The organism is Flagellimonas sp. 2504JD4-2, assembly GCF_053642935.1.
The window spans coordinates 18,457-30,675 of record NZ_JBSIOV010000003.1; the positions used below are offsets into that span (position 1 = coordinate 18,457).

The 12,219-nt window shown below is 41.2% G+C and carries 11 protein-coding genes; 5 read left to right on the forward strand and 6 right to left on the reverse strand.

The window, feature by feature from the left end; translation table 11 throughout:
• Positions 1-62: 62 nt before the first annotated feature.
• Both nhaC and ACULLH_RS11320 read right to left on the reverse strand, forming a co-directional pair.
• A complete protein-coding gene (gene nhaC, locus ACULLH_RS11315; RefSeq protein WP_454088852.1) occupies positions 63-1,544 on the reverse strand; it encodes a Na+/H+ antiporter NhaC in 1,482 nt (493 codons plus the stop codon).
• 71 nt (positions 1,545-1,615) lie between these two features.
• Entirely contained in the window at positions 1,616-2,836 is a 1,221-nt protein-coding gene (locus ACULLH_RS11320; RefSeq protein WP_454088853.1) for an aminotransferase class I/II-fold pyridoxal phosphate-dependent enzyme, read from the reverse strand.
• A gap of 151 nt (positions 2,837-2,987) precedes the next feature.
• Here ACULLH_RS11320 and ACULLH_RS11325 point away from each other — a divergent pair, with 151 nt between their 5' ends.
• Both ACULLH_RS11325 and ACULLH_RS11330 read left to right on the forward strand, forming a co-directional pair.
• Entirely contained in the window at positions 2,988-3,446 is a 459-nt protein-coding gene (locus ACULLH_RS11325; RefSeq protein ID WP_454088854.1) for an Lrp/AsnC family transcriptional regulator, read from the forward strand.
• 105 nt (positions 3,447-3,551) lie between these two features.
• Positions 3,552-3,941 carry a hypothetical protein gene (locus tag ACULLH_RS11330; RefSeq protein WP_454088855.1) on the forward strand — a complete coding sequence of 130 codons (390 nt, stop codon included), beginning with the start codon at positions 3,552-3,554 and terminating at the stop codon, positions 3,939-3,941.
• Positions 3,942-3,946: 5 nt separating this feature from the next.
• On the opposite strand, the gene ACULLH_RS11335 is transcribed toward ACULLH_RS11330, so the two are convergent.
• The 3 genes from ACULLH_RS11335 to ACULLH_RS11345 form a co-directional block, all read right to left on the reverse strand.
• Positions 3,947-4,876, reverse strand: coding sequence for an aldo/keto reductase (locus tag ACULLH_RS11335; protein ID WP_454088856.1), 930 nt, complete (start codon positions 4,874-4,876; stop codon positions 3,947-3,949).
• Positions 4,860-6,137 carry an NTP/NDP exchange transporter gene (locus tag ACULLH_RS11340; protein ID WP_454088857.1) on the reverse strand — a complete coding sequence of 426 codons (1,278 nt, stop codon included), beginning with the start codon at positions 6,135-6,137 and terminating at the stop codon, positions 4,860-4,862. Before ACULLH_RS11340 ends, ACULLH_RS11335 begins: the two co-directional genes overlap by 17 nt.
• 119 nt (positions 6,138-6,256) lie before the next feature.
• Positions 6,257-7,306, reverse strand: coding sequence for a helix-turn-helix domain-containing protein (locus tag ACULLH_RS11345; RefSeq protein ID WP_454088858.1), 1,050 nt, complete (start codon positions 7,304-7,306; stop codon positions 6,257-6,259).
• Positions 7,307-7,484: 178 nt separating this feature from the next.
• Between ACULLH_RS11345 and lpdA the strand changes: the two genes are divergently transcribed.
• Positions 7,485-8,891, forward strand: coding sequence for a dihydrolipoyl dehydrogenase (gene lpdA / locus ACULLH_RS11350; protein WP_454088859.1), 1,407 nt, complete (start codon positions 7,485-7,487; stop codon positions 8,889-8,891).
• Positions 8,892-9,028: 137 nt separating this feature from the next.
• On the opposite strand, the gene ACULLH_RS11355 is transcribed toward lpdA, so the two are convergent.
• Positions 9,029-10,225, reverse strand: a complete 1,197-nt coding sequence (locus ACULLH_RS11355; RefSeq protein WP_454088860.1) for a heparan-alpha-glucosaminide N-acetyltransferase domain-containing protein — start codon at positions 10,223-10,225, stop codon at positions 9,029-9,031.
• A gap of 134 nt (positions 10,226-10,359) precedes the next feature.
• On the opposite strand from ACULLH_RS11355, the gene ACULLH_RS11360 reads away from it, so the two are divergent.
• Positions 10,360-10,896, forward strand: coding sequence for an NADPH-dependent FMN reductase (locus ACULLH_RS11360; RefSeq protein ID WP_454088861.1), 537 nt, complete (start codon positions 10,360-10,362; stop codon positions 10,894-10,896).
• Positions 10,897-10,996: 100 nt separating this feature from the next.
• Positions 10,997-12,205, forward strand: coding sequence for an anthranilate synthase component I family protein (locus ACULLH_RS11365; protein WP_454088862.1), 1,209 nt, complete (start codon positions 10,997-10,999; stop codon positions 12,203-12,205).
• Positions 12,206-12,219: the final 14 nt, after the last annotated feature.

The following is a 12,219-nucleotide window of genomic DNA, read 5'->3' on the forward strand; positions in this document are numbered from 1 at the left end:
TAATCGCCCTAATATGATTAAGACCGTAAAAGCGTTTTATTTTGGTGGTTGCAGCTGCAACTCTATTTCGTGGTAAGTTGCTTGATCTTTATTCTGAACGCAGCAAAGAGCAAGGTCATGAACGGACTCAACCAGTTAAAAATGGCGTATACAAAGTACTCGGCCACACTAACACCCAAAACCCCACTATGGTAGGCTCCGCAGGTATTCCAAGGTACCAGCACAGAAGTCACTGTTCCCGAATCTTCCAGGGTTCGACTTAGATTTTCAGGAGCCAGTCCGCGGTCCTGATAAGCCTTTGAAAACATTTTACCCGGCACCACCAAAGCCAAATATTGGTCTGAAGCTGTAACGTTCAATGCCAAACAGCTTCCTACGGTACTTGCAAAAAGTCCAAAAGTCGTCTTTGCCATTTTCAATAGGGATTCAGTTATACGTTCCAAAGCACCAATACCGTCCATAACCCCTCCAAAAACCATGGCGCAGACAATCAACCAAATGGTGCCCAACATTCCGGCCATACCGCCAGAGGAAAACAAATCGTTTAATGCAGGATCTGGAGTGGCAATTGACGTGTCCACCGTAATGGCATTCAAAATGCCTTTATATGCAGATTCAAAAGTTAATGTATCTCCGCCACCTAAAGTGGTAACCACATCGGGTTGAAAAATCAAAGCAAAAGCTCCTCCCAATAATGTTCCGATCAATAGCGCCAATAGGGGTGGGGCTTTCTTTACAATCATAAAAATCACCACCAAGGGAACTATAAAGAGCCAACCATTAATATTGAAGGCAGTGCTTATATTTTTAAGAATCGACTCAGTATCTGCTACACCCGATGTATCAATGGTAAATCCAAGAATGATGAAAACCACCAAAGTGACCGATATCGTTGGCACTGTAGTAAATGCCATATATCGAATATGGGAAAACAATTCTCCACCAGCCATTGCAGGTGCCAGATTGGTCGTATCGCTTAATGGGGACATCTTATCGCCAAAATAGGCTCCAGAGAGCACCGCTCCTGCTGTCATGCCCAGGGAAACACCAAGGGCTTCTCCAATACCGATAAGAGCGATACCCACAGTTGCCGCGGTTGTCCAGCTACTACCTGTGGCAATGGAAATAATGGCGCAAATAATGACACAGGCACCTAAAAATATGGTCGGATTCAATATTTGAAGTCCGTAATAGATCATTGCAGGGATGATTCCGCTGATCAACCAAGTACCCGCTAATGCTCCTACCATTAAAAGAATCAACAACGCACCTGTTGTGGACCGGACATTTTCGGCCACTTCGGCTATCATTTGTTTGTAAGAGACCTTATTGAAAAAACCGACGATGGCGGCAACCGCACCACCAAGCAATAAGATAAACTGATTGGAACCGCTTAAAGCATCATCACCAAAAACATAAACGTTGTAGGCGAGCATCCCTACCAAGGCAAAAACAGGAATCAGTGCTTCCCAAATACTTAACTCTTTATTTTCTACGATATTCTCAGCTTGTCTGTACTTGGTTTCTTCCTCTTTTTTAGGCATGGAATCTGGTTTAGTTTGAAGGTAATATTACAACTTTGAGGCTTGTTCTCCAAACCTGCAATTGAGTTGCTTTAGACCAAAGTGGTCGTACTTTCCATGATTCCCAATTGTTCCATACAGGAACGCATTGCCAAATAGGTTTTGTAGATATCGTTGTCCAAACCAATGGAAAAACGAATAAGCCCTTGCGAGAGCCCCAGTTGTTCCTGCTCCTCCAAAGGAATTTCGGAAGAGGTGGAAGTGCCTGGGGCACTGAACAAGGTTTTATAGAATCCTAAACTTACCGCCAAGTACCCTAATTTTTCTTTTTGCATCAGTTCCATCAGCGCATTAGCTTTATCCAAGGAACCAACATCCAAAGTCAGTAATCCGCCATAACCATACTCTGGATTCATTTGCGATGTCATGACTTCATGTCCGGAGTGGTTTTTTAATCCAGGATATACCACTCTCAAGCCATCTTTTTGAAACTGATCGGCCAAAAACTGTGCATTTTCACTATGTTTTTTTATTCTGATATGAAGGGTTCGCATGTTTTTAAGAATAGAAGCTGCCCTCAGGCTGTCCAAAGTGCTTCCCAATAACATCCCAGCACCATCATTTACATCCTTAAGGCTAAGGCAAAATTCTGAAGAAGCACAAACAGCCCCGGCTACACAGTCGCTGCTACCGTTAATGAATTTGGTAAGGCTATGAACCACTATATCCGCCCCCAGCTTAGCTGCATTGATACTTAAGGGAGAAAAAGTATTGTCCACCACCAACGGAATATCATATTTCTTGGCTAGTTTGGACAATGCTTCAATGTCTGCCACTTCCAGTAAAGGGTTACTGATAGCTTCGCAGTAGATCATTTTGGTTTCTGGAGTGATGGATTGCTCCACAGCATCAATATCCGTAATGTCAACAAAGGAAGTTGCAATGTTGAATTTTTTCAAAAAGTTCTTCAAGAGGGCGTAGGTCCCCCCATAAATGGTTCTACTACAGACGATGTGTTCGTTGGCATTGCACAATTGAAGGATTACCGCACTGATTGCGCCCATACCACTGGCATACACATTGGCAGATTCCGTACCCTCCAATTGCGCCATGGCTTCTCCTAGGTAAAGATTTGATGGCGACGAATGTCTGCTGTAGAGGTAACATCCTTCCGTGTTTCCCTCGAAGGTATCGAACATTGTTTTTGCAGAAAGGAAAGTATAGGTCGACGAATCCGAAATAGATGGGTTGACCCCACCAAATTCTCCAAAATATTGAAGATCTTGAATCTGTTCTGATGCTTTGTAGTCCATTGGTCTGATTTTTCGATAAAATTCTACATATACGGGTATAAAGTCAATTAAATTAACAGATTATAGATTATAAATCTAAATTCTAATAAATATTAGATTATTTGTCTATATTTATATTGAAAATGAGTTGATAGCCTGAAAAATTATCGGTATGGAATTGGATAAAATTGATAAACAGCTTGTAAAACTGCTGCAGGAGGATTGCAAGAAGACCACCAAACAGTATGCTGATAGTCTGGATTTATCCAAAACTGCAGTGTATGAACGTATTCGGCGGTTAGAAAGAACCGGTATCGTCACCAACTATGTTGCTCTTATCGACAAGGAGAAGGTGCAGCGTAATTTCACAGTTCTCTGTCACATACGACTGGTGCAACATACCAAGGAAAATGTACTGAGGTTTGAACGGGAGGTTTTAAAGTTGGATGAGGTATCCGAATGTTTTCATGTAAGTGGGGATTACGATTATATTTTGAAAGTAAACGTCCGTGACATGAAGGAATATCGGGAGTTTATGGTAACCAAACTAACTGCCATAAGCAATATTGGGAGTACGCAGAGTTCCTTTTCCATTCGCGAGGTCAAAAGCAGCCCTTCAGTGCATATTTAGCAAAGTTTAACGTAAATCCGTGTTAAAAGGACGGGTGCTTTGAGCTAATCTTTCTAATTTTTCGTTACCAAAAAACGAACAACAATCAAAAAACGTTTATAACCAATGAGTTCCCGTACGCGAGTTTTGCTCACGGTGACAGCAACTATCATAGGGGGATTGTCCCTTATACTGTACACCACTTTATCACAAGAAATTTTATTGGATGGTCTTAGTTTTTGCACTTCTACCAGCTCAGAATTGTTTGTTGGTTGCCTGGCCACCTTTGTTTCAGCTGTTGTGGCAGGTTTTCTTGCTTCGCTGATCGTGGTACGGGACAACTATTGGCCGCATTTGGCCATTTCTGCTTTTATTGTGGGCAAAATGTCCTTTGCAGTGCTCTGTGGCCAATGGAGCGGTCCATTCTGGTTTGAGTCTGGACTACATTTGACACTTCTAGCCGGAGTTTGGCTAGGCTATCACGGCGCCAATAAGTTTCCGTTGGCTCCGGTATAATCATCCTAAAGAGACCTGAGATAATCGGCCATTTTATGCCTTGCCTTTTGGTCAGGCATTTTACCAAGTCCAGCTTTCATATTATCAATCATATGATGGGGTTTTGACGTGCCGGGAATTACACAGGTTACCTGTTTGTTGGAAAGAATAAACTTCAAAAAGTACTGCCCCCAACTGTTTATGTCATATTCCTTGGCCCAATCTGGAATCGATTTTCCTTTAACACGTCGGAACAACGAGCCGCTCTCATAAGGTTGGTTGATCAGGGTCGCTACGCCATACTTTTCAACAGTGTCGAATAGCGAATTCTCTGCGTGTCTCCCCCGTATGGAATAATTGAACTGCACAAAATCTGGACGTTCCGACATGATAATTTTTTCCAAAGCACTGTGGGCGGAATCCACATAGTGCGTAATGCCCCAATATTTGATCTTACCTTCTTCTTTCCAGGCTTTGAGTGTTTTTACATGGGTTTTCCAATCGACCAGGTTATGAATTTGCATTAAATCCATTTTTTTTCGTCGCATTTTTTGCATCGAAGCCTCCATCTGCCGTATTCCAGCTTGTTTGCCTGATATCCAGACCTTGGTGGCATAGAAGAGTTCATTTTGAAAGGCAAGATTACTAGTAAGATCTCCCACAACACGTTCGGAGGAAGCATACATAGGGGAGGAATCAATGGCACGCCCACCAAAACGATGCAATTCTGAAAGTACCTGGGTCAAAACTTTTCGTTTTTCTGAAGAACCGCCAACATCAAAAGTTTGCCAAGTCCCAACCCCAACTATGGGCAAAGCCTCTCCTGAGGAGGGAATTGATCTGGTTTGAATTTTATCCATAGCAATCAAAGAATTTGGAACTTGGCCAAAAGAAAGACCAAGTCCGCCCAATACGGACAATTTTAGTGCTTCCCTACGGTTAAATGCTGTTTTCATAAATCTTGTTGTTTAAAGTTAAAACTTTCTCCTTTTCTTGCTGTTGTTTTCCAAGACGATGGCCTACAAAACTCCATAGAAAAGCAAGGGGAATCGCTAAAAATGAGATGGCTCCCAATCCCCATCCGATGGCCACTAGTCCTGCGAACAACCAGCCCACAAGGGTATCACCTCCTCGATAAATGGCCGTATCTATGAAGTTTTTGGCTTTGTATTTTTCTTCCATGGAAGTAACGGTATATAAAATTTCACGTGAGGGACGGAGCAGCATAAAATTACCGGCCCTATGCAACACCATTAAAGCAGCTATGACCCATAATGATGAATTCGTTCCTAAGAAGAACAGGCCCAGTCCCATCAAAAAGGGAACGGAAGCAAGTACCTTCGCCAATCCGAATTTTTTGATGACGCTCGCGGTCAATAACAGCTGACCAAAAATCGCAATTGCATTTACTGTAAAATCGATGCTGGAAAAATAATCAATGCGTTGACTGGGCTCTTTTAAAGTGTCCTCCACAATATGGGCCTGTTCAAAATAGAGTACCGTTGAAATTGAGGTGTACAGCAGCATAAATGCCACAATGGACATAAGGTATTTGGATTTTCCGATGTTATGGACTCCAGCGAAAAGACTTTTTAAGTCTAATGCCTTTCCCGTTGGGACTTTCGTATCATACATATTGCTGGATAAAGAAAAAATTATGGAAATGAAGCAAAGTGCCAAAATAAGAAACAAGGCAGCTGTTAGTAACAAGACATCCATGGAGGACTGTTTGCCCAGATAATTTGCGATAAGGGGTCCGGTCAATGCGCCCAGACTGCCGCCAGCTGTGATGATGCCAAAAAAACGTTTGGAAGTCGGCCCAGAGAACAAATCAGCCATAAAACTCCAGAAAAGTGAAACCACAAAAAGGTTAAAGACACTTAACCAGATAAAAAAGGCAATGGCAATCGGTTTTGTGATTCCCTCAACATTGATTAGAAAATAAAAAACGAAGATTGTCGCTATGAAAAAAGAGCAGGAAATAATCAAGACTCTTTTTATGGAGTTTTTGGCCATCAATAGGGCAAAAATGGGAACTATACAAAGCATGGCGACAAAAGTTCCGGTAAACAGCCATTGCATGTTGACCGCTCCATTCACAATCCCCATTTCATCCCGCAGGGGTCTTAAAATAAAATAGGAACAAAGCAGACAGAAGAAACAGAAAAAGGAACAAATAACAAGTTTTGTGTTATATGACTTGGCTGATTTTTGCATTAATTTTTTTTAAAATGTATCATAACAATAGTGAACTGAATTGCTCAAAATCGAAAATGGACACATTTTAAATAATGGCCTTTTTGATTGAAGAATAGGTCTGATGGATTTATAAAAACCTAAGAAGAAGTATTGTTCCTAAGAAATTTACTTGGTGTGACCCCAGTGGATCTTTTAAAGGCAATGTTGAAGGAGGACAATGAATTAAACCCGCAGTCATAGGCAAGGCTGGCTATCTTAATCTGTTTGCCTTCAGGTTGTAACAATCTAATCTTGACCTCTTCAATGCGGTAGCCGTTCAAAAAATCGGGGAAGTTTTTGTCGAGAGCATTGTTTACCACGTGGGAAATTAAATAGGGTGGTAATTTCATCTCCTTGGCAACCTTATTGAGGGAGCAATTAGGGTCAAGATATAATTTTTTAGATTCCATCAAGCGCTCCATTTGGTTTGCAAAATCTTTTAGTTGATGTGCTTCCAAACGAATGTTCCGTTGCTTTTTCTGATTGGAATTTTTTAACAATGACGGATTTTTAAATAGCAGGAAAGCCAAAAAGTATACAAAAGGAAGGTAACTGACCGGACCGAGTAAATAAGGAGTTATTCCAAGGATATAATTGGAGAAATATAAAAACTGCAGCACCGCTGTACCCAACACCAAAGAACTTATCCAAATGATTGTCGATTTACTAAGCGACACATTCCTGTCCCTTGACCTAAAATGGATGCCCAATACAACGACCCCTGCCAAACTATAACCTATTTGTTGAAAAAGCAGGGCCGAATAACCACCTACATACCAAAAACCATCCAATGTTAACATGCCAATATAGAAAGCCAACATAAGGCTGGGAACAAAATGTATGAGGCTCCAATTGGACCATTTTTTGGAAAACAAAAAATGAAGGATGTATAAAAAGAGGGCAGGCCCCGAAATGCTATGTGCTATAAACCCAATGTTGATCAACCAAAGAGGGGAAGTATCGAGATAGACCCACAGTATTGACTTTCCCAATCGGATTGTGATGGCCAAGAAGAACAGCCCCAAAAGTAAATTCCTGAAATCCCTTTTTCTTTCAAGGAAGCTATAAACGGACAACAACAGACTTTGTGCCGCACCCAGACCGGCGATAAACACTTCCATTTCTTTGTCCAATTTCAATGTACGCATCACTCAAATGTAATCAGAAAATCGTGATGTTCCGCATAGTGGAAATCAACTTTATGATAGAATTATAAGTCGCCGAAACAAAAAGAAAATCAAAACTAAAAAGAAGCAGTCCTTTTAGAATAAACATTGTTATTTTTGTTCCGATTATCGAACTAAATAGTAGCTCTAAAATAGAAATATGAATCAATATGATGTGGCCGTTATTGGCTCTGGACCTGGAGGATATGTAGCGGCAATTCGTTGTGCCCAATTGGGAATGAAGACCGCAATAATTGAAAAGTATGATACTCTTGGGGGGACTTGCCTAAATGTAGGTTGTATTCCATCCAAGGCGTTGCTGGATTCTTCACATCATTATGAAGATGCCATCAAGCATTTTGAAGAGCACGGAATTGATATTCCCGGAGAGGTCAAGGTCAATTTGGAACAGATGATCAATCGCAAGCAGGGTGTTGTGGATCAAACCACCAAAGGGATTCAATTTCTGATGGATAAAAACAAGATTGATGTTTACCACGGTTTGGGAAGTTTTAAAGATGCCACCCATGTGAATATCAAAAATGAAAAAGGAAAAACCGAGACTATTGAAGCCAAGCACATTATCATAGCAACAGGCTCCAAACCTTCGACCTTACCTTTCATCAAAATAGATAAAGAGCGAATTATTACTTCAACCGAAGCATTGGGGTTAAAAGAAATTCCCAAGCATATGATCGTAATTGGAGGAGGGGTAATCGGATTGGAACTTGGTCAGGTATACAAACGCCTTGGTGCCGATGTTACGGTAATCGAATTTATGGACAGAATCATTCCCGGAATGGACGGAGGACTTTCTAAAGAGCTCATGAGGTCTCTGAAAAAGCAAAAGGTGAAATTCAATCTGTCCCATAAGGTGAAGTCTGTAGAGCGTGTTGGTGACGAAGTTGTGGTAAAGGCTGATGATAAAAAGGGACAGGAAGTTGTTTTTAAAGGAGATTACTGCCTTGTATCCGTAGGTAGAAGACCTTATACTGATGGATTGAATGCTGAAGCTGCCGGGGTGAAACTGGATGACAAGGGCAGGGTAGAGGTAAATGAACACCTTCAAACCAGCGTTTCCAACATTTATGCTATCGGTGATGTGGTCAAAGGAGCTATGTTGGCGCATAAAGCAGAGGAAGAAGGAACCATGGTAGCTGAATTACTTGCTGGTCAGAAGCCACATATCAATTATAACCTTATTCCCGGGGTGGTTTACACTTGGCCCGAAGTTGCTGCTGTTGGAAAAACAGAGGAAGAACTTAAAGAAGCCGGTGTTGCATACAAAGTGGGTCAGTTTCCAATGCGGGCATTGGGAAGAGCCAGAGCAAGTATGGACATCGATGGCTTTGTAAAAATATTGGCGGATAAAGCTACAGATGAAGTATTGGGCGTTCACATGATAGGTGCGCGTTGCGCCGATTTGATCACCGAAGGTGTGACAGCAATGGAGTTCAGGGCATCTGCCGAAGATATGGCACGAATGAGCCATGCGCATCCGACCTACGCTGAGGCCGTTAAGGAAGCTGCTTTAGCTGCTACAGACGATAGGCCTATTCATATTTAATCGGATTTGAAAATTTGACAATTGTCACTTCGAGCGCAGTCGAGAAGTTTTAAACTTCAACCTACTTTAATTAGGTCTCGACTCCGCTCGACCTGACAAGTATTTATATAATCCATCTCGCCGAGAATAATTCCATTTTAACCGCGTACGGTTCTAAGAAATCTTCTGACCAAGACTTTCGCTCTAATTGTAACTTCACGTAAAAAAGGAGTAGATGCTTTTTTAAGCTCCAAGCTTTGGTTTTTAACGAAGCCAAATGCATGTGAAAGTTGCGCTTTGATTTCGGTTTCGTGCTTGTTATAGCTTAATGCCAAATAGGTGCACGCCACCATAAACGCGATTGCCCCAAGAATCACCGTAGTGGGTTCCAACGAATGGTGCATAAAGCGGTACAATCCCAGTCCTGTAAAACTTCCATAGAGAATGATGAAGTGGATTACATAAATAGATAAGGTACTGGCACCTACCTTCAAGATGGTCTTATTGGTCAAGAATTGACGGAACAACATGAAAATTGCAAATACCACAAAAACATCACCTAGGCGGATAAAGAGATAATTGTTGCTTTCTATCAATTTAAACAACTCCAAACCACTGAAGTGATACAGATTTATAAACCCGATAGAAGAATAATATATCAAGGTCAATCCAACAATTGTTGCGATTGAAATTGCGACAGGGTATAAGTATTTGAAATCTTTAAACCTGGTAAACAAAATGGAGATAAATCCCCCAATGGTCGCATAGCCTAACCATGGGATTATAGTGAATACCGATCCATTTGCTTTGGTGAAGTAATTGGCCAAAGCATCAGGTAAAAAGGCAAATGACCATTGTTTGTATAAGGGTTCGAAAAGGAAAAGCACTATTGTAATTCCCAAAAGCAAGGCTGGAAAGAGGTATTTTTTTCTTTCGGCAGCAAAAAGATAGACCCCAATCAACACCAATATGGAAAGTCCAATACAATGCAACACATCCACCAAGTAAAATGAATTGTAGATACTACCGCTGAGGAGTCCGAAAATATTCATTCGAAGGAGGTAACCGATAAGTAAAAGCTGGAGTCCACGACGAATCCCTTTTTTCACACGAGGATTTTCCAACCCTTTTTGCGGCACCCGTATCAAAAGATATGTAAAGATAAAACCGGAGACCGTAAAGAAAACGGGGGCTGTAATTCCCCTAAAGTATAGCCAAATCTTAAACACCATGTTTTCCTTGTCTCTGAAAACAGGCTCCAGAAGTCCATCAATGAAGTGACCTTGGAGCATCATTAAAATGGCCCATGCCCTCATGGCATCGATAAAGAACAATCTGGCGGTCTTGGCACTCATTGATTACATTGATAATCACCCTATATACTTGTTGGACAGTAAGTTTGGATGTTTTGTGAGCCAAAATTAGCCAAAATACTCGCAAGTAAGACCCAATTGCGGTATTTTAGCGAAACAATTAAAGTTTTTCCCTTATGGCTGCAATTTTGGCACTGGCTGGAAGCAATTCTTCAACATCCGTCAATTACAAACTGGTAAAACATACGACTTCTTTGATACAAGGCTATGACGTACAGTTACTTGACATGGTAAAATATCCTTTTCCGATGTACAGTGAAGATGAGGAAAAACAAAATGGGTATTCAAATTCGCTGGTCGAACTGAAGAACGATTTTCAGAAAGCAAATGCGATTATAATTTCCGTAAATGAACACAACAGTAATCCTTCGGCCTACTTTAAAAACATTTTGGACTGGTTATCCCGATTGGACCGCAGTTTTCTGCAGGATTCAAAGGTGCTGTTGATGTCCTGTTCACCAGGAAAACGTGGGGGAATAGGCGCACTTGATGTTGTCCAGAATATGTTGCCCAGGTTTGGAGCCGAGATAGTTGCCACATTTTCACTGCCTTCCTTCTATCAAAACTTCGAAGAGGACAAGGGAATTACAGATGAGGCCCTAAGGGACCAGCATCTGGAAGCATTGAATGCACTTTTGGAAACATTAAAGTAATTACCCATTGCGAAGGCACTGTTCTTTCCAAATTCCGTCCCCTTCAAATTACAAAGAAGCGCTGCTAGATTGGTCAAAAGACTATGAAATTGTTGCTTGGATGGATAGCAATGAACATCAAGATAAGTACAGTTCATATGATGCTATTTTGGCAATTTCTGGACAGACCGATAAGTCTCAATTGAACTTAAAAAACGTCGATGAATTGAGTAAAACCATCGATAAAACGAAGGATTGGCTGTTCGGATACTTTTCGTACGATATAAAAAATGAAATAGAAGCGTTAAGTTCCGACAATTTTGATGGCTTGTATTTTCCAGAACTTTTCTTCTTTTCTCCGGAGAAACTGATTACCATTAAAGATGGGCAATTGAACTTTCTGTATTTGAGGGAAGTAGAACATCAAATAGATAATGATTTTGCAAAAATCAGTGCCCTTTCCGAGACTGAAGCACTTAAATCAAAGCCTGAACAATCCGTTCGGATCAAGATGCGCATTCATAAAGATGCCTATTTTGAAAAAGCTCGAAATTTTTTGGAACATATCCATCGCGGTGATATTTATGAAGCGAATTTCTGTCAAGAATTTTATGCCGAGGACACCACAATTGACCCCTTGGAAACTTACAAGAACTTGAACCGAATCTCAGAGGCTCCCTTTGCAACCTATATGAAAATACGAGATAACTACCTGCTATGCGCTTCACCAGAAAGGTATCTCAAAAAGCATGGACAAACTGTTATCTCACAACCCATAAAGGGAACCGCAGCTCGAAGTGAAAACACTTTGCAGGATGATGAGCTCCAACATAAACTGGAGCACGACGAAAAGGAGAGGGCAGAAAATATAATGATTACAGACCTTGTGCGTAACGATCTTTCCAAAAGTGCTGTTAAGGGCAGCGTTAAGGTAGATGAATTGTGCAAGGTGTATTCTTTTAAGCAAGTACACCAAATGATTTCTACGGTAATTGCTGAAGTTTCTAGCGACACAAGGCCGTTGGATTTGATTAAGCAAACTTTTCCCATGGGCAGTATGACGGGCGCGCCCAAAATTTCGGCAATGAAGATCATAGAGGAATTGGAGGAGACCAAACGAGGGTTGTACAGCGGTGCGGTCGGTTATTTTGACCCCGAAGGAAACTTTGATTTTAATGTTGTCATTCGCAGTATTTTATATAACAACCGTCGCAAATATGTATCTTTTTCAGTGGGAAGCGCTATTACCTCAAAATCCAATCCCGAAAGCGAATACCAAGAATGTTTGCTAAAAGCCAAAGCAATGCGCAGCGTGTTGGAAAGCAGCTGAGCTTAATTGTTACT

Excerpts from the sequence above, each read along its gene's own strand:
- nhaC (WP_454088852.1), bottom strand. The coding sequence starts at position 1,544 with ATGCCTAAAAAAGAGGAAGAAACCAAGTACAGACAAGCTGAGAATATC.
- lpdA (WP_454088859.1), top strand. The coding sequence starts at position 7,485 with ATGAATCAATATGATGTGGCCGTTATTGGCTCTGGACCTGGAGGATAT.
- ACULLH_RS11320 (WP_454088853.1), bottom strand. The coding sequence starts at position 2,836 with ATGGACTACAAAGCATCAGAACAGATTCAAGATCTTCAATATTTTGGA.
- ACULLH_RS11340 (WP_454088857.1), bottom strand. The coding sequence starts at position 6,137 with ATGCAAAAATCAGCCAAGTCATATAACACAAAACTTGTTATTTGTTCC.
- ACULLH_RS11360 (WP_454088861.1), top strand. The coding sequence starts at position 10,360 with ATGGCTGCAATTTTGGCACTGGCTGGAAGCAATTCTTCAACATCCGTC.
- ACULLH_RS11335 (WP_454088856.1), bottom strand. The coding sequence starts at position 4,876 with ATGAAAACAGCATTTAACCGTAGGGAAGCACTAAAATTGTCCGTATTG.
- ACULLH_RS11330 (WP_454088855.1), top strand. The coding sequence starts at position 3,552 with ATGAGTTCCCGTACGCGAGTTTTGCTCACGGTGACAGCAACTATCATA.
- ACULLH_RS11325 (WP_454088854.1), top strand. The coding sequence starts at position 2,988 with ATGGAATTGGATAAAATTGATAAACAGCTTGTAAAACTGCTGCAGGAG.
- ACULLH_RS11355 (WP_454088860.1), bottom strand. The coding sequence starts at position 10,225 with ATGAGTGCCAAGACCGCCAGATTGTTCTTTATCGATGCCATGAGGGCA.
- ACULLH_RS11365 (WP_454088862.1), top strand. The coding sequence starts at position 10,997 with ATGGATAGCAATGAACATCAAGATAAGTACAGTTCATATGATGCTATT.
- ACULLH_RS11345 (WP_454088858.1), bottom strand. The coding sequence starts at position 7,306 with ATGCGTACATTGAAATTGGACAAAGAAATGGAAGTGTTTATCGCCGGT.